Raw genomic sequence first — 15,898 nt, 5'->3', positions numbered from 1 at the left:
CCACCCGGGATTTCGCCCCTGTCGGGCGGGTGCCTAAAAGGGCCCAACATTATAGCCGCACCGCCCCCGCCGGCACGGTCATGGCCGATGCGGCCCACGGCCGGGCCGCGGGTATACTGCCGCTCACCGATTTCTCCGCCTTTCCGACGATTTCATGGCTGAACCCTCCCTCGGCGTCGCCCTCATCGCCCTCAACGCGTCCGCGCGGCTCGCGCAGTGCCTCGATGCGCTGTCGTTCGCCGACGATGTCGTCGTCATCGACGGCGGCAGCACCGACGATACCGTCGCGATCGCGCAGGCGCACGGCGCGCGCGTGATCGTCGAGCGGGACTGGCCGGGCTTCGGCCCGCAGAAGAACCGCGCGCTCGACGCGCTCGGCACCGACTGGATCCTGTCGATCGATACCGACGAGGTCGTCAGCCCCGCGCTCGCGCAGTCGATCCGCGATGCGATCCGCGCACCGGCCGCGCAGGTCTATGCACTCGACCGGCTGTCGAGCTTCTGCGGCCAGTGGATCCATCACAGCGGCTGGTATCCGGACTGGGTGCCGCGCCTGTTCCGGCGCGGCGCCGCCCGTTTCTCGGACGATCTCGTGCACGAGCGCCTCGTGTTCGATACCGCCGCGCAGCGCCTGCCCGGCAAGCTGATGCACTACTCGTACGAGGACTTCGAAACCGTCGTGCGCAAGCTCGACGCGTATTCGACGGCCGGCGCGCGCCAGCGCCGCGCGGCCGGCCAGCGCGGCGGCTTCGGCAAGGCGCTCGCGCGCGGCGCCTGGGCGTTCGTGCGCACCTACGTGCTGCGGCGCGGGTTCCTCGACGGCCGCGCGGGCTTCATGATCGCCGTGTTCAACGCGGAAACCGTGTATTACCGCTTCCTGAAGCTCGGCCACGAACCGGCGCGCTGAAAGCCCGCCCCGCGCGCCGCCGGCACGCGGCCGGCCCGGCGTTACAATGCCGGGCTGTCCGCGCCGCGCGTGCCCGCCCGAGGGGCTGCGCCACGCACTGCCCGCCACGACGACCACCGAATCCGACCGCCATGTTCTCCATCATCATTCCGACCTGGAACAACCTGCCGTACCTCAAGCTCGTCGTCGACAGCCTGCGCCGCCACTCCGCGTACGACCACCAGATCATCGTACACGTGAACGACGGCTCGGACGGCACGCTCGACTGGGTGCGCAGCGAAGGCATCGAGCACACCGCGTCGCCGACCAACATCGGCATCTGCCATGCGGTGAACCTGGCCGCCGCGCGCGCGACGCGCGACTACGTCGTCTACATGAACGACGACATGTTCTGCTGCCCCGGCTGGGACGCGGCGCTCGTACGCCGCATCGAACAGATGCCGACCGACCTCTTCATGCTGTCGGGCACGATGGTCGAGCCGGTCGACACGCGCAACCCATGCGTCGTCGTCAGCAATTTCGGCCGCGACGCCGAGCAATTCGACGCGGCAGGCCTCGTCGACGCCACCCCGCGGCTCGCGCGCGCCGACTGGCTCGGCTCGACCTGGCCGCCGACGCTCGTGCACCGCGACTGGTGGAACCGCATCGGCGGCTACAGCAGCGAGCTGTCGCCCGGCATGAGCAGCGACAACGACTTCTCGATGAAATTCTGGGACGCCGGCTGCCGGATCTTCATCGGCGTCGGCGACAGCCTCGTGTACCACTTCCAGCAGAAGAGCACGGGCAAGATCGTCAAGAACGACGGCCGCCGCCAGTTTCTCAACAAATGGGGTATGACCCAGGCGACGTTCGACCGCTACTACCTGCATCGCGGCGAGCCGGCCGGCACGCGCGTCGCGCTCGATACGCCGGCTGTCGAAGGGCGCCTGAAACGCGCGCTGCTGCGCTCGCGGATCAAGCGCGCGTTCAGCTGATCGAGCCCCGAAAACTGCACGGTAACACCCCCTGCTTCGCGTATACTGCGCCGTTCGCCCCGGGTCTCCCACCGGGACGCGCGGCGCGCAGCACGATGCCCGCAAGCCGCATTCGTCCATTCGACAGGTTCCGATGCTTTCGTTTTCCGCTCCCGCCTCGCGGCGCCTGACGGCCGCCCGCGCATTCGCCGTCGCCGCGCTCTGCATGGTGCCCGTCTCGACCGCGCTGACCAACGTCTTCTGCGGGCTGTTCGCCGCCGCGCTCGTGATCTCCCCCGAATTCTGGCGCGACCTGCGCTCGTTCGTCACCGACCCGGCTTCGCTCGCGGCGCTGCTGATCCTTGCCGCGCTGGCCGCCAGCGTCACGTACACGGTCGCGCCGCACCACAAGGCGTGGAACTGGGTCGCCAAGTACGACAAGCTGCTGCTGCTGCCATTCGCCGTGCTCGCGTTCCGTCATTCGAACTGGGCGCCGATCGTGCGGCGCTGCTGGTTCGGCACGCTGTGCGTGATCCTGCTGTTGTCGACGACCAACTATCTCGGGCTGACTTCGATCGGGCCCGCGCACGCGACCGAACTGCCGCTGTCGCGCGCCTGGGTATTCAAGAACCACATCGCCGCCGGCATGTTCGGCGCGCTGCTGTTCTACCAGGCGGCCGATCTCGCGCTGGCGGCCCGCACGACGCTATCCCGCGTCGCGTATGCGGGCGTCGCCGCGTGGTCGCTCGTCAACGTGTTCGTGATGCTGCAGGGGCGCACGGGCCAAGTCATCGCGCTGCTGCTGATCCTCGTCGTCGCCGTGCGTTTCGTGTTGCTGCTGCGCCGGCAATCGGCGCTGCGCGCGGGGCTCGCCGCCGGTGTGCTCGTTCTGTGCGGTGTCGCGCTCGTGGTCGCCGCGTGCACGATTCACAACGGCCGCCTCACGAAGGTCGTGACGGAAGTGCAGCAATACCGGCAGAGCGATGCGGCCACGTCGACCGGGCTGCGCCTCGAGTGGTACAAGAAGGGGCTCGAGCTGTATCGCCAGCGCCCCGTGATCGGCTACGGCGCGGGCGGCCTCGAATCCGAATTCGAGAAGCTCACGGCCGGCAAGACGGCGGCCGAAGGCCAGCTCACGTCGAACCCGCACAACGAATACCTGCTGATGGCCGTGCAGCTCGGCTCGCTCGGCGTGCTGCTGTTCATCAACCTGATCGTGCAGATCGCGCGCGGCAGCCGCACGCTCGATCCGCGCTCGCAGCATTTGCTGCTCGCCTGGCTCGCGATCTTCACGATCGGCAGTCTCGCGAATTCGCTGCTGCTCGATTTCGCCGAAGGCCACCTGATCGTGCTGCTGGCCGGCATCCTGCTCGGTTGCGGCGCACGCAGCGAGGCATTGCCGCGCGAGACGTCGGCGATCCGGCGCAGCGCGTAACGCGCAACGGCACACGCTCTGCTGCCGCCGGCTTCGGTGGCAGTGGAGCGCCTCCGCCTTCGCCGCCGTCAAAGCGAGCGAGCCGCACGGCTCGTCGCTGAACCAGCCTCTTACGAACGAAGAAAAAACGCGCGTCTCCCGCGCGTCCGTGGTCAGTGGTGTCGGCCGTCAGTCGGATCCGGCGCGATGCAGTCGCGACGTGTCGACGAAGGTTTCGGCCGGGCCCGGCGGAGTCAGCCCGAGCATCTCGGCCGCCGCGGCTTTCACGCGCTGCGCGCCGAGATGGTCGAGGCAATCGCTGTGGCTGTCGACCTTGCGCTCGCAGCCCTCGTGCCGGCACGGCACGCAATCGCCCTCCCCCTGCAGCAGCCACACGTTCCCGTGCCGCCCCGAGCCGCGTAGCGGCCACGGATTCTCGGTCGCAGGCCAGTGCTGCGGCCACGGCCCCCAGCGCACGGGGTCGGACGGACCGAACAGCGCGATCGTGTCGGTGCCGGTCGCGGCCGCGACGTGCGTCGCGCCGGTGTCGGGCCCGATGAAGAGCCGCGCGCGCCGCACGAGCTCCGCGCTTTCGCCGAACGTGAGGCGGCCGACCAGGTTCAGCACGTCGCCGCCCGCTTCGGCCGCGACCTGCTCCGCATACGCGCGCTCGCCGTCGGCCGGGCCGCCCGACAGCGCGACCGCGAAGCCGTGCTCGCGCAGCCAGCCGATCATCTCGACCCAGCCGTCGAGCCGCCATTGCTTGTAACGGAACATCGGATACGGATGCAGGACGACCAGCGGCTTGCCGTCGCGGATCGCCGGCGACTCCGCGAGCCACGCGTCGAAGCGGGCGCGCCGCGCGGGATCGTCGCCGATGCCGGGCGCGACGACCTCGGACACCGGTTCGATGCCGATCACGGGCGCGAGTGCGAGCGTACTGACGACCGTATGCGCGGATTCATGGTGATTGATCGCGATCCCGTTCAGCATCATCCGCGTCAGCCACGTGACGCGGTCGGGGTCGACGAGGCCGACCCGCTTGCGGCCCGCGAACCAGCTATAGAAACGCGGCCGGTCGGAGCTCAGCGCCGCGCACGCGAGATCGTAACGACGCCACATCGACAGCGCGTCGCGCAGCCGCTCGCGGATTCCCGCGCGCTGCGCGACGACGATCACACGCCGAACGTCCGGATTGTGCTCGAGCACGCCCTCGGTGCCGCGAAACACCAGCATGTCGATCTGCGCGTCCGGCCAGCGGGCCTTCAGCGAGCGCACGAGCGGCGTCGTCAGCAGCACGTCGCCGATACGGCGCGGCGCGGCAACGAGGATGGTTCTGGGCGGGCGGGCAGAGGAAAACAGGGCCACGGCGATCGGTCTGGCTGGCTGAACAAGGCTGGCAATGTACAGGATTTTGCCGCAGCCGGCGCGGCATGGCGAACCGGCCGTGCAGTTGCCCCGATGAGGCCCCGGTAGTGGGACGCCGTGCGGCAAGTGCCCGCGCGCCGGCGCTGTGGCCGTGCGCGGGGCTTCCGGCGCTACGAAGCGATCGTCATGATCGCGGGCACCGCAGCAGCAACGGAACGCGGGCAACCCGCGTCGGCCACCGGCTCGTCGCGATGGCCGGCCTGCGTCAGCAGATGACGCACCGCGCGCTCGACCGCGTCGACATCGATCGCGTCGACGGTCGTGCCGGCTCGCAGGATCACGTGCGGCACGCCAAGCGGATGCCAGCGCAGGTATTTCTCGGGACGGTCCTCGAACAATGCGGCGACGGGTACGCCGAGTGCCGACGCGAGATGCACGGGTGCGCTGTCGGCCGACACGATCGTGTCGAGCAAGCTTGCGGCGGCCACCAGTTCGGCGACCGACGACGGCGCGACATGCCGCGCGCTCACATCGCGCCACGCATCGTCCTCGGCGGCATCGCGAACGGCCGGGTCGCGGAACACGATCACGTCGGCGAACGGCGCAAGCCGCTCGCCCAGGTCGCGCCAGCGGTCCGCAGGCCAGCGGCGCTCGACCGCCTTGTTCGACACGAACAGCCCGACGCGCGGCTTCGTACGCTCGCCGAGCAGGCGATACCACGCATCCTGCAGCGTGCGATCGGGATGAACTGACAGTTCGAGGCGGTCGAGATCGGCGCGGCCGAGTTCGGGCACGAGCCGGAAACCCGACAGCGCCTCATGGCACATCGGCCGCTGCGCGACGTGCTCGGGCTTGCGATCGTCGAATTCGGTGTCGGCATCGTGCCAGCGGCAATCCTTCGCGCCGAGCTGGCGCGCGAACTGCATGCTGCTGCGATGCATGCCGCCGTTCGGCACGACCACGAGGTCGAACCGCAGGCGACGCAGGCGACGGACGAGCCGCAGCCGGTCGACGAGCGCGCGCATCCGCCCGGGACGGTCGTTGCGTTCGCACTGGCGGCTGTACACGTAGGTGTGGATCTTGTGCACGTCCGGGTTTCCGGCCAGCGCGGCCGCGTTGTAGCGGTTCGCGACCACATGCAGCTCCGCGCCGGGCCAACGCTCCTTCAGCGCACCGAGGAACGCCGTCGTGCACAGCATGTCGCCCAGAAAATCAATCCGGATCACGAGGATCCGCTGCGTCGGGTTCCCATTGGCCATGGTCATGTGGTGACTGTCAGTCTTTTATCGTCGCGACGGGCCGTTCCACGGCGTCCTGTTCCGGGACGGCCTGGTGCACGTTGCCGCGCACCGCACAGATCCGCCCCCGTTTATGCGCGCAATATCGGCGCGGCCCGCCGGATGAACCGCGTCCGTGCGGCTAGCGCCGGATTGTATAGCGTCCGGACGGCAGCCCCAAGACCCGATTACCCGCAGACGTGAAAACGGCCCGCCGCACCGCACGATGGCGATGCGACGGGCCGCGTATCGCGACAGCCGCTCGGTGAGGACGCGATCAGTACGTGATTTCGACGATGCTGCCGTCGAACGCCGCGCGCAGTTCCGCGAGCAGCATGTCGCTCGGCTTCACGCGCCACGCGTCGCCGAGACGCATTTCGCCCTGTGCCCGCGCATTGCTGTAGTGGATCTGGACCGCGAGCCCGTTCGGCAGCGGCGCCTGCGGGCGCCGGCCGCCATCGCGCCCGCCGCCGCGCGGCGCGGGTGCTTCGACCGCGGTCGCGGCCGCCGGATCGTCCTTCGACACGTGCGGCTCGAGCACGCGGCGCAGCTCGGCCGCGTCGGCGTTGCCGTTCATCGTCAGCCGCACGGCCTGCGCATAACGGCTGCGCGCGCGTTCGAGATCCATCACCGTGTCGGTCGTGAAACGGATGCCGCCCGTGAATGCGTCGTTGCGCGCCTGCCCCTGCACGATCAGCAGTTCGTCTTCCTTGAACAGCGCCTTGTTCGCCTCGAACTGCTCGTTGAAGATCGTGATCTCGCACTGGCCCGAGCCGTCGTCGAGCAGCGCGATCAGCATCTTGCCGCGCTGGGTCATCTGCGTGCGCAGCGACGCGATGATGCCCGCGACCAGCTTGTCGCGCCCTTCCTTCAGGTCGCCGACCTTTTGTCGCACGAAGCGACGCACTTCGTCGCGATACGCGTCGAACAGGTGGCCGGACAGGTAGAAGCCGAGCGCGCCCTTTTCTTCCTGCAGGCGGCGCTTGTCGTCCCACGCGGGCTCGTCGACGAGCGCATGCGCGTGCGGCGATTCGGCGCCCATGTCGAACAGGCCGGCCTGCATCGCGTTCGCCTCGGCCTGGTCGGCCGCTTCCATCGCGAGCGGCACCGACGCGAGCAACTGCGCGCGGTTCGCGTTCAGCGAATCGAACGCGCCGGCGCGGATCAGTGCCTCGACCGTACGGCGGTTGACGACGCGCCGGTCGATCCGCTCGCAGAAGTCGAACAGGTCGGTGAACGCCTTTTCCTCGCGGGCGCGCAGGATTTCCTCGATCGCGTTCTGGCCACTGCCCTTCACGGCGCCGAGGCCGTAGCGGATCGTGCGCGAGCGCTTGCCGTCGGCTTCGGCGACGGGCTCGAACCGGTAATGCGACTGGTTGATGTCCGGCGGCAGCACGGCGAGGTTGTTCACGGCGCAGTCGTCGAACAGGATCTTCACCTTGTCGGTGTCGTCCATCGCGAGCGTCATGTTGGCCGCCATGAATTCGGCCGGATGGTGCGCCTTCAGCCACGCGGTGTGATACGCGAGCAGTGCGTACGCGGCCGCGTGCGACTTGTTGAAGCCGTAGCCCGCGAACTTCTCCATCAAGTCGAAGATCTCGTCGGACTTCTCGCGCGTGAGGCCGTTCGTCGCCGCGCCCTCGGCGAAGATCTCGCGGTGCTGGGCCATCTCCTCGGGCTTCTTCTTGCCCATCGCGCGACGCAGCAAGTCCGCGCCGCCGAGCGAGTAGCCGCCGATGATCTGCGCCATCTGCATCACCTGCTCCTGATAGACCATGATGCCGTAGGTCTCTTTCAGGACGGGTTCGACGCGCGGATCCGGATAGTCGACCTTCTCGCGGCCGTGCTTCCGTGCGCAGAAGCTCGGGATCAGGTCCATCGGGCCCGGACGGTACAACGACACGAGCGCGATGATGTCCTCGAAGCGGTCGGGCTGCGCGTCCTTCAGCATGCCCTGCATCCCGCGGCTTTCCAGCTGGAACACCGCGACCGTGTTGGCCTTCTTCAGGATCTGGAACGATGCGGCGTCGTCGAGCGGCACCTGCGCGAGCGACCAGTCGGCCTTCGACGGATCGAGGCGGCGAATGTAGCGCTCGGCCCAGTCGAGGATCGTCAGCGTCGTGAGGCCCAGAAAGTCGAACTTCACGAGGCCGACGGCTTCGACGTCGTCCTTGTCGTACTGGCTGACGACACCGCCGTCGTCGCCCTGCGTGTACAGCGGACAGAAATCGGTCAGCTTGCCGGGCGCGATCAGCACGCCGCCCGCGTGCATCCCGACGTTACGCGTGAGCCCTTCGACGCGCTGCGCGAGATCGAGCAGCTGGTGGACTTCGTCCTCGTGGTCGTAGCGCTCCTGCAGCTGCGGCTCTTCCTTCATCGCGTCGGCGATCGTCACGTGCTTGCCCGGCTTGAACGGGATCAGCTTCGCGATGCCATCGGTGAACATGTAGCCGAGGTCGAGCACGCGGCCGATGTCGCGCACGGCCGCCTTCGCGGCCATCGTGCCGAAGGTGGCGATCTGCGACACCGCGTCCGCGCCGTATTTCTCCTTCACGTACTGGATCACGCGATCGCGGCCGTGCTGGCAGAAGTCGATGTCGAAGTCGGGCATCGACACGCGTTCCGGGTTCAGGAAGCGCTCGAACAGCAGGTTGTAGCGCAGCGGGTCGAGGTCGGTAATGCCGAGTGCGTACGCGACCAGCGAACCGGCACCCGAGCCGCGGCCCGGGCCGACCGGCACGCCGTTGTTCTTTGCCCAGTTGATGAAGTCCGCAACGATCAGGAAGTAGCCGGGAAAGCCCATCTTCGTGATGGTCCCGCACTCGAATTCGAGGCGCTTGTAGTACGTCTCGCGCTGCGCGTCGCGTTCGGCTTCGGCCGGATACAACTGCGCGAGCCGCGTCTCGAGCCCTTCCTTCGACAGCTGGACCAGGTAGTCGTCGAGCGACATGCCGTCCGGCGTCGGGAACAGCGGCAGTTTCGGCTTGCCGAGCTCGAGTTTCAGGTTGCAGCGCTTCGCGATCTCGACCGTGTTCGCGACCGCGGACGGCAGGTCGGCGAACAGCGCGGCCATGTCGTCCTGCGTGCGGAAATACTGGTCGGTCGTGAAGCGCTTCTGGCGACGCGGGTTCGCGAGCATGTCGCCTTCCGAGATGCACACGCGCGCCTCGTGCGCGGTGAAATCGTCGTCGGTCATGAACTGCGTCGGGTGCGTCGCGACGACCGGCAGCCGCAGCGACGCGGCGAGCGTCGCGACCTGCTGGATATACGCCTCGGCGCCCGGCTGGCCGTAACGCTGCAGCTCGATGTAGAAGCCGCCCGGAAATACCTTCGCCCAGCGCTCGGCGTGACGGCGCGCGGCTTCGTCGTTGCCTGCCGCGAGCGCGAGCCCGATATCGCCCTGCTGCGCGCCCGACAGCGCGAGCAGCCCCTGCGCGAGCTCGCCGTCGAGCCAGCTCGCGTCGAGTTCCGCGCGGCCGCGATACTGGTTCGTGAGCCATGCCTTCGACAGCAGCTCGCAGAGATTCAGGTAGCCGACCTTGTCCTTCACGAGCAGCAGCAGCCGCGACGGCTTGTCGCGATCGTCCGGATTGGCGATCCAGACGTCGCAGCCGGCGATCGGCTTGATGCCCTTGCCGCGGGCTTCCTGGTAGAAACGGACGAGACCGAATGCGTTGCCGAGATCGGTGAGCGCGAGCGCGCCCTGGCCGTCGGCGGCCGCCGCCTTGACGATGTCGTCGAGACGCACGATGCCGTCGGCAATCGAGAATTCGGAGTGAACGCGGAGATGGACGAAGCGAGGATCTGACATGGGCGTTATTGTAGCCGCCCCGCCGCACAGGCTGCCCAAAAAATCCCCGTGCCGGCCGTTCGGCCGATGCGCGCGACGACGCGTCGCGTCACCCGCCAAACGGCTGGATGCCGACGCGCGCGCGGTTTGCGGGATAATACGGTTTTTCGAATCTCCGCCCCGGCTTCGCACCCTTTTTTGCGGGCCGCCGTGCGCCCGCCGCACGGCCGCGGCCGTTTTCCCGTCGGACCATCATGACCATCGTCAACCTCGCCGCCTACCACTTCGTGTCGCTCGACGCGAACGAACAATGGCGCCCGCTCGTCACCGCCCGCTGCAACGAACTCGGCCTGCGCGGCACGATCCTGCTCGCGCCGGAAGGCATCAACCTGTTCATCGCCGGCACGCGCGAAGCAGCCGACGCGTTCATCGCGTACATCCGCCACGATCCGCTGTTCGAAGGCAAGTTCGCGACGCTGCAGTTCAAGGAAAGCCTGTCCGACTCGCAGCCGTTCCGCCGCATGCTCGTGCGCCTGAAGCGCGAAATCATCACGATGAAGAAGCCGGCGATCAAGCCGGAACTCGGCCGCGCGCCGTTCGTCGACGCGCGCACGCTGAAGGCATGGCTCGACCGCGGGCACGACGACGCGGGCCGCCCGGTCGTGATGCTCGACACGCGCAACGCGTTCGAGATCGACGTCGGCACGTTCGACAACGCGCTCGACTACCGGATCGACAAGTTCAGCGAATTCCCGGAAGTGATCGACGCGAACCGCGCCGATCTCGAAGGCAAGACGGTCGTCTCGTTCTGCACCGGCGGCATCCGCTGCGAGAAGGCCGCGATCCACATGAAGGAAATCGGCATCGACAACGTGTATCAGCTCGAAGGCGGGATCCTGAAGTACTTCGAGGAAGTCGGCGGCGCGCACTATCACGGCGACTGCTTCGTGTTCGACTACCGCACCGCGCTGAACCCGCAACTCCAGCCCACCGAGAACGTCACGTGCTACGCGTGCCGCGCGGTCGTCACGCCGGACGCGCAACAATCGCCGAGCTACGTGCCCGGCACGTCGTGCCCGGCCTGCGCGCAGGCAGCCAGCGCCGCGTAACCACGCGTCGCTCCGCGCTCCGATGAACGGCTATCGCGGCCGCTTCGCGCCGTCGCCCACCGGTCCGCTGCACTTCGGCTCGCTGGTCGGCGCGCTCGCGAGCTGGCTCGATGCACGCGCGCACGGCGGCGCATGGCTCGTGCGCGTCGAGGACCTCGACGGCCCGCGCACGGTGCCCGGCGCGGCCGACGCTATCCTCGCGACGCTCGCGCATTTCGGCATGACGCCCGACGAACCGCCCGTCTGGCAAAACACGCGCGATGCCGCGTACACGGTCGCGCTCGAGCGGCTGGTCGCGGCGGGGTTCGTCTATCCGTGCGGCTGCACGCGCAAGGAAATCGCCGATTCACTGCGCGCCGCGCACGAGCGCCACACGACACTCGCGTATCCGGGCACCTGCCGCACCGGCCTGCACGGCAAACCCGCGCGCGCGTGGCGGCTGCGCGTGCCGGACGGCGACGATGCAATCGTCACGTTCGACGACCGCTGGCAGCACACGCAATCGCAGAACCTCGCGACCGACGTCGGCGATTTCGTGCTGAAGCGCGCGGACGGGCAATGGGCCTATCAGCTCGCGGTCGTCGTCGACGATGCCGATGCGCGCATCACGCACGTCGTGCGCGGCGCCGACCTGCTCGATTCGACCGCACGCCAGATCCATCTGCAGCACTGCCTCGGCGTGCCGACGCCACGCTATCTGCACGTGCCTGTCGTCGTCGATGCAAGCGGCGAGAAGCTCAGCAAGCAGACGGGCGCCACCGCGCTCGAACGCGACGATCCGCTACCGGCGCTGCAGGCCGCGGCCGCGCATCTGGGCCTCGCGCCCGATGGCGCGCTGGCGGGCATGACGCTGGATGCGTTCTACGCGACCGCGACGGCTGCGTGGGCGCGCCGCTTCGGGCCGCTGGCCGGCTAACGCTCACTCCGAGCCGATTTCGCGGCGATCGATTACCGCTCGAGTATCGGTTGCATCGCCCGCCGGCACCCCGCGCCCTTTCCCGATCCCCCACGAAACCACGGCCCCAATGAAAAACGGGCGCATGCTCATCGCATGCACCCGCTTCTCCGGCAGCGCTCACGGGCTGCCTCGCCAGGCTCGCCGAACTTACGCCGACGGCTTGCGCGGCATCCCGAACCCGCCGAGCAGCGCGGCAACCTGACGCTTCGGCCCCTTCTTCTCGGGCTGGTGCGCGTGCTGCACGTCGTCCGCCTGCTTCGCCTGCGCCGACGGCTCGTACGGCTTCAGGAAGAAATCGTCGACCGGCGCTTCATGACGACGGGGACGGCTGCCACGCTCGGAAGAACCGGCCGACCGGTGCCCCGACGCACCGCGATGCTCGTCGCGCTCACGCCGGCCACCGCGTTCGCCACCGCGCTCGCTGTTGCGATCGCCGCTACGGTCGCCGCCGCGCTCACCACCACGCTCGCTGCCACGGTCGTCGTGACGCTGGCGCGCCGGCTTGTCGAGCGCGAGCGTCTGCACTTCGAGCGGACGCTTGATCAGCTTCTCGATATCAGCGAGCTGCTTGCGCTCGTTCGGGCTGCACAGCGACAGCGCGTCGCCGGTCGCACCCGCGCGGCCCGTACGGCCGATCCGGTGCACGTAGTCTTCGGCGCTGAACGGCAGGTCGAAGTTGATCACGGCCGGCAGTTCGACGATGTCGAGGCCGCGCGCGGCCACGTCGGTCGCGACGAGCGCCTCGATTTCGCCGCGCTTGAACGCGTCGAGCGCCTGCATCCGTTCGATCTGCGTCTTGTCGCCGTGGATCGCCGACGCGACCACGCCGTCGCGTTCCAGATTGCGTGCGAGCCGGCTCGCGCCGATCTTGCTGTTGCAGAACACGATCACCTGCTTGAGCCCGCGATCGCGCAGCAACTGCACGACGGCCGCCTGCTTGTCGCCTTCGGCGACGTCGTAGACGATCTGCGTGACGTTCGCGTTCGTCGAGTTGCTGCGCGCGACCTCGATCGTCTGCGGGTTGCGCAGGTAGGTCGACGCGAGCTTCTTGATTTCCGGCGAGAAGGTGGCCGAGAACAGCAGCGTCTGGCGCTCCTTCGGCAGCAGGTTCAGGATGCGCTGCAGATCGGGCAGGAAGCCCATGTCGAGCATCCGATCGGCTTCGTCGAGCACGAGGATCTGCACTTGGCCGAGATTCGCCGTCTTCTGCTGGACGTGGTCGAGCAGGCGGCCCGGCGTCGCGATCAGGACCTCGACGCCGCGGCGCAGTTCGGCCATCTGCGGGTTCATGTCGACGCCGCCGAACACGACCGCGCTGCGCAGCGGCGTGTGCTTCGCATACGCATGGACGTTCGCGGCGACCTGGTCGGCGAGCTCGCGGGTCGGTGTGAGGATCAGCGCGCGCACCGGGTGGCGCGCAGGTGACGCGCTCGTGCTGGCCTGCGGCAGCAGGCGCTGAATGATCGGCAGCGAGAAGCTCGCGGTCTTGCCGGTACCCGTTTGCGCGGCGCCCATGACGTCGCGGCCGGCGAGCACGACCGGAATGGCCTGCGCCTGAATCGGCGTCGGCGTCGTATAACCCTGCTCCGCAATGGCTTTCAGGATATCGGCGGCAAGGCCGAATTGATCGAAGTTTGCGTCGACGGGCTTGGCGACAGAATCGGACATGGTGGCGTTTCGCTCAAAAGGCGCGGCGGGGACATCGTGCGTCAGGCCAGCCGGGCCTGCGCTCATCACAATTCGGAAGTAGACGGAGCCGCGGCGCGCCGCGCGGCGCCGCTCTGGCGCTTGGGACCGGTTCAATTCGAACACCGGGCATCAGGCCGTGCGGACTCCGTTCGGCGCGAATGCCGGCGGAAAGGGGCGTATTGTAGCACTGCGCGGCCATCTGTCCGTGACAACGCCACGAACGGCCGCAACGACAGTTCGCGCAGCGGCCGGCAAGGCCCCGCGCGGTCGACGGGCGGCCCGGTCAGGCTATCCCGCTCGGCCAGCCAGCGATATCAGGGGTCCGATCGCCAATTTATCTTGCCCGGACGCCCGCTGCCGGCCCGCATGTCGGGCGTTCAGATCTTGCAGCCGGCCGCCAGCAAGCAAGCACCTTCGGGCAAGATCCGCGATCGTACCCGGCGTTCAGCCCTTCTTCTTTTTCTTCTCGACCTGTACGCAGTCGCCGAGCAGCGGCGGCGAGCTCTGGTCGGCGATCTCGTCGCGCAGCGTCGCTTCCTTGCCCTTCGTCCACCACGTATAACGGCCGGCCTGGTAACGCGCGCCCGACGCCGACACGGTATCGACGAACAGCATCTGCCGCCCGTTGACCGGCACGAGCGCGAAGCTCTGGCCGTTGCCTGCAAGCCAGTACGACACGCGCACGGGTTGCTTCTGGTTCGCGCACTGGTAGACGGTCATCTGGCGCGAATCGGCGTCGATTTCCTCGACGGTCAGTTGCGCGGCATGCGCGACGGAAACGGCGGTGCCGGCAAGCGCGAGCGCGGCGAGGGTTTGACGAATCATGCAGGTCCTCTCACGAGACGGGTGGAAACGCGCCCTCGCGGGGCGCGCGGTTATTGTCGGTTCGCGTCGGGTCGCGCTGTCAGGGATCGATGACGTCAGCACACGCGTCGGTCGGCGCGGCCGCGAGATGGCCGACGAGCGGCACGATCTTGAGCCCGGCCGATGCGATCCGGCACGGCGCGGCCGCGACGCCGCAACCCGCGAGACTCGCGGCAAGCGCCAGCACGACACCCAGTTTTCCGATACGCAGCCACATCGGCGCCATCGTCCTCTCCTTGTTCCGTCAGCGGGCCGACACGGGCCGGACGGCCGCGGCGGCGCGCTTCGCGCGTTCGCGGGCTTCGTCGACGGTCGCGCCGGTGGCCAGCGCGACGCCCATGCGCCGCTTCGCAAAACTTTCCGGTTTGCCGAACAGGCGCAGGTCGGCGCCCGGCACCGCGAGCGCGTCACGCACGCCTTCGAACGCGATCCCGCGTTCGTCGAGCCCGCCGTAGATCACGGCCGACGCGGCCGGCGTGCCGAGCGCCGGATCGACCGGCAGCCCGAGAATCGCGCGCGCGTGCAGCTCGAATTCCGACTGGCGCTGCGAGGCGAGCGTGACGAGGCCCGTATCGTGCGGCCGCGGGCTCACCTCGGAGAACCACACGTCGTCGCCGCGCACGAACAGCTCGACGCCGAACAATCCGCGCCCGCCGAGCGCCTCGGTGACCTTGTGCGCGATCTCGCGCGACTTCTCGAGCGCCGCCGCGCTCATCGGCTGCGGCTGCCACGACTCGACATAGTCGCCCGCGACCTGCACGTGGCCGACCGGCTCGCAGAAGTAGGTGCGCGTGTCGAGCGTCGCCGGGTCGATCGCGCGCACGGTCAGCTGCGTGATCTCGTATTCGAAATCGATGAAGCCCTCGACGATCACGCGGCCGTGGTTCACGCGCCCGCCCGCCATCGCGTAGTCCCACGCGGACTGCACGTCGGCTTCGGTCTTCACGACCGACTGCCCCTTGCCCGACGACGACATCACGGGCTTCACGACGCACGGCATGCCGATCTTCGCGACGGCCGCGCTGAACGCTTCGAACGAATCCGCGAACGCATACGGCGACGTCGGCAGGCCAAGTTCCTCGGCCGCGAGCCGGCGGATCCCTTCGCGATTCATCGTGAGCTGCGTCGCGCGCGCGGTCGGGATCACTTCTGCGAGGCCGGCCGCCTCGATCGCCGCGAGCGCGTCGGTCGCGATCGCCTCGATCTCGGGCACGATCAGGTGCGGGCGCTCGGTCTCGACGATCGCCCGCAGCGCGGCGGCATCCGTCATGTCGATCACGTGCGCGCGATGCGCGACCTGGTGGCCCGGCGCGTCCGGATAGCGGTCGACCGCAACGACTTCGACGCCGAGCCGCTGCAACGCGATGATGACTTCCTTGCCGAGTTCGCCGGCGCCGAGCAGCATGACGCGCGTGGCCGAGGGTGAAAGCGGCGTACCGAGCCGCTGACCGATCTGCATGTGATTTCCCGCTTCTGGTGGAGGACGAAAACGGCATCGATGTTAACACGCGCCACGGCGCCGGTTTGGCGCGTTTCGCCACGCCGATGGCCGGCCTCGAACGGCTCGCG

General features: G+C 68.5%; 12 protein-coding genes. 5 read left to right on the top strand and 7 right to left on the bottom strand.

The window, feature by feature from the left end; all coding sequences use genetic code 11:
* Positions 1-154 precede the first annotated feature (154 nt).
* The 3 genes from VL15_RS25450 (at position 155) to VL15_RS25440 (ending at position 3,295) form a co-directional block, all read left to right on the top strand.
* Positions 155-907, top strand: coding sequence for a glycosyltransferase family 2 protein (locus VL15_RS25450; RefSeq protein WP_048249267.1), 753 nt, complete (start codon positions 155-157; stop codon positions 905-907).
* 131 nt (positions 908-1,038) lie between these two features.
* Complete coding sequence (locus VL15_RS25445) at positions 1,039-1,881, top strand: glycosyltransferase family 2 protein (RefSeq protein WP_048249266.1); 843 nt, start codon at positions 1,039-1,041, stop codon at positions 1,879-1,881.
* Positions 1,882-2,014: 133 nt separating this feature from the next.
* Positions 2,015-3,295, top strand: coding sequence for an O-antigen ligase family protein (locus VL15_RS25440; RefSeq protein ID WP_048249265.1), 1,281 nt, complete (start codon positions 2,015-2,017; stop codon positions 3,293-3,295).
* A 168-nt stretch (positions 3,296-3,463) separates the two neighbouring features.
* On the opposite strand, the gene VL15_RS25435 is transcribed toward VL15_RS25440, so the two are convergent.
* From VL15_RS25435 to dnaE, 3 genes are all read right to left on the bottom strand, one after another.
* On the bottom strand, positions 3,464-4,642 hold the full coding sequence (locus VL15_RS25435; protein ID WP_048249263.1) for a glycosyltransferase family 9 protein: 1,179 nt from the start codon (positions 4,640-4,642) through the stop codon (positions 3,464-3,466).
* 170 nt (positions 4,643-4,812) lie between these two features.
* Complete coding sequence (locus VL15_RS25430) at positions 4,813-5,901, bottom strand: glycosyltransferase family 9 protein (RefSeq protein WP_048249261.1); 1,089 nt, start codon at positions 5,899-5,901, stop codon at positions 4,813-4,815.
* A 295-nt stretch (positions 5,902-6,196) separates the two neighbouring features.
* Positions 6,197-9,730: a DNA polymerase III subunit alpha gene (gene dnaE, locus VL15_RS25425; protein WP_048249259.1), complete on the bottom strand. Its 3,534-nt coding sequence runs from the start codon at positions 9,728-9,730 to the stop codon at positions 6,197-6,199.
* 233 nt (positions 9,731-9,963) lie between these two features.
* On the opposite strand from dnaE, the gene VL15_RS25420 reads away from it, so the two are divergent.
* Both VL15_RS25420 and gluQRS read left to right on the top strand, forming a co-directional pair.
* Positions 9,964-10,818: a sulfurtransferase gene (locus VL15_RS25420; RefSeq protein WP_048249257.1), complete on the top strand. Its 855-nt coding sequence runs from the start codon at positions 9,964-9,966 to the stop codon at positions 10,816-10,818.
* Between the two features lie 22 nt (positions 10,819-10,840).
* Positions 10,841-11,734, top strand: coding sequence for a tRNA glutamyl-Q(34) synthetase GluQRS (gene gluQRS, locus VL15_RS25415; protein ID WP_048249256.1), 894 nt, complete (start codon positions 10,841-10,843; stop codon positions 11,732-11,734).
* 189 nt (positions 11,735-11,923) lie between these two features.
* Here the strand turns inward: gluQRS and VL15_RS25410 are convergent, their stop codons facing one another.
* The 4 genes from VL15_RS25410 to purT form a co-directional block, all read right to left on the bottom strand.
* Positions 11,924-13,510 (bottom strand): DEAD/DEAH box helicase, encoded by a 1,587-nt coding sequence (locus tag VL15_RS25410; protein ID WP_048249255.1) that lies wholly within the window; start codon positions 13,508-13,510, stop codon positions 11,924-11,926.
* 399 nt (positions 13,511-13,909) lie between these two features.
* Entirely contained in the window at positions 13,910-14,290 is a 381-nt protein-coding gene (locus tag VL15_RS25405) for an MliC family protein (protein ID WP_048249254.1), read from the bottom strand.
* Positions 14,291-14,369: 79 nt separating this feature from the next.
* The gene (locus tag VL15_RS25400) at positions 14,370-14,555 is read right to left on the bottom strand and encodes a DUF6726 family protein (RefSeq protein WP_048249253.1); all 186 of its coding nucleotides are present in this window, start codon (positions 14,553-14,555) and stop codon (positions 14,370-14,372) included.
* Between the two features lie 18 nt (positions 14,556-14,573).
* Positions 14,574-15,788, bottom strand: a complete 1,215-nt coding sequence (gene purT / locus VL15_RS25395) for a formate-dependent phosphoribosylglycinamide formyltransferase (RefSeq protein ID WP_048249250.1) — start codon at positions 15,786-15,788, stop codon at positions 14,574-14,576.
* Positions 15,789-15,898 lie beyond the last annotated feature (110 nt).

This window comes from Burkholderia cepacia (assembly GCF_001039005.1).
In the GTDB taxonomy this organism is placed as follows: domain Bacteria; phylum Pseudomonadota; class Gammaproteobacteria; order Burkholderiales; family Burkholderiaceae; genus Burkholderia; species Burkholderia theae.
This window is presented reverse-complemented; position numbering and strand designations above follow the sequence as displayed.

What these genes read in the sequence shown, in the direction of transcription:
- purT (WP_048249250.1), bottom strand. Translation starts at nt 15,788, where the DNA reads ATGCAGATCGGTCAGCGGCTCGGTACGCCGCTTTCACCCTCGGCCACG.
- dnaE (WP_048249259.1), bottom strand. Translation starts at nt 9,730, where the DNA reads ATGTCAGATCCTCGCTTCGTCCATCTCCGCGTTCACTCCGAATTCTCG.
- VL15_RS25410 (WP_048249255.1), bottom strand. Translation starts at nt 13,510, where the DNA reads ATGAGCGCAGGCCCGGCTGGCCTGACGCACGATGTCCCCGCCGCGCCT.
- VL15_RS25400 (WP_048249253.1), bottom strand. Translation starts at nt 14,555, where the DNA reads ATGGCGCCGATGTGGCTGCGTATCGGAAAACTGGGTGTCGTGCTGGCG.
- VL15_RS25405 (WP_048249254.1), bottom strand. Translation starts at nt 14,290, where the DNA reads ATGATTCGTCAAACCCTCGCCGCGCTCGCGCTTGCCGGCACCGCCGTT.
- VL15_RS25450 (WP_048249267.1), top strand. Translation starts at nt 155, where the DNA reads ATGGCTGAACCCTCCCTCGGCGTCGCCCTCATCGCCCTCAACGCGTCC.
- VL15_RS25430 (WP_048249261.1), bottom strand. Translation starts at nt 5,901, where the DNA reads ATGGCCAATGGGAACCCGACGCAGCGGATCCTCGTGATCCGGATTGAT.
- VL15_RS25440 (WP_048249265.1), top strand. Translation starts at nt 2,015, where the DNA reads ATGCTTTCGTTTTCCGCTCCCGCCTCGCGGCGCCTGACGGCCGCCCGC.
- VL15_RS25445 (WP_048249266.1), top strand. Translation starts at nt 1,039, where the DNA reads ATGTTCTCCATCATCATTCCGACCTGGAACAACCTGCCGTACCTCAAG.
- gluQRS (WP_048249256.1), top strand. Translation starts at nt 10,841, where the DNA reads ATGAACGGCTATCGCGGCCGCTTCGCGCCGTCGCCCACCGGTCCGCTG.
- VL15_RS25420 (WP_048249257.1), top strand. Translation starts at nt 9,964, where the DNA reads ATGACCATCGTCAACCTCGCCGCCTACCACTTCGTGTCGCTCGACGCG.